Here is a 258-nt window from a genome sequence, read left to right as displayed (position 1 = left end):
TCATGGCCTCCGTCCACCGGCCGATCGGTTCGACCAGCCCGAGAAGCAGGTCGTCGGTTGCCTCGGGACTGGACTGCAGGGCCGCCCACAACTCGCGGCGCACGATGTGGAACGAACTCAGCACGTCGTAGGCGGACACACCCAACTGCGCCCGCCGCAGGGCGGAGCGCCGCGTGAACTGGAGATGCTCGGCGATCGGCCCCTGACCGGACGCAATGCTGGACAGCATGAGGCGGGTCAGGTCCCGCACCGTGCGAC

General features: G+C 69.0%; 1 protein-coding gene. It reads right to left on the bottom strand.

The features are described 5' to 3' along the window. The coding region (locus J0695_RS43210; protein ID WP_206970255.1) for an RsbRD N-terminal domain-containing protein at positions 1-229 on the bottom strand (229 nt) is incomplete at its 3' end. Positions 230-258: the final 29 nt, after the last annotated feature.

It is taken from the genome of Streptomyces beijiangensis, assembly GCF_017315755.1.
GTDB lineage: Bacteria > Actinomycetota > Actinomycetes > Streptomycetales > Streptomycetaceae > Streptomyces > Streptomyces beijiangensis.
This window is presented reverse-complemented; position numbering and strand designations above follow the sequence as displayed.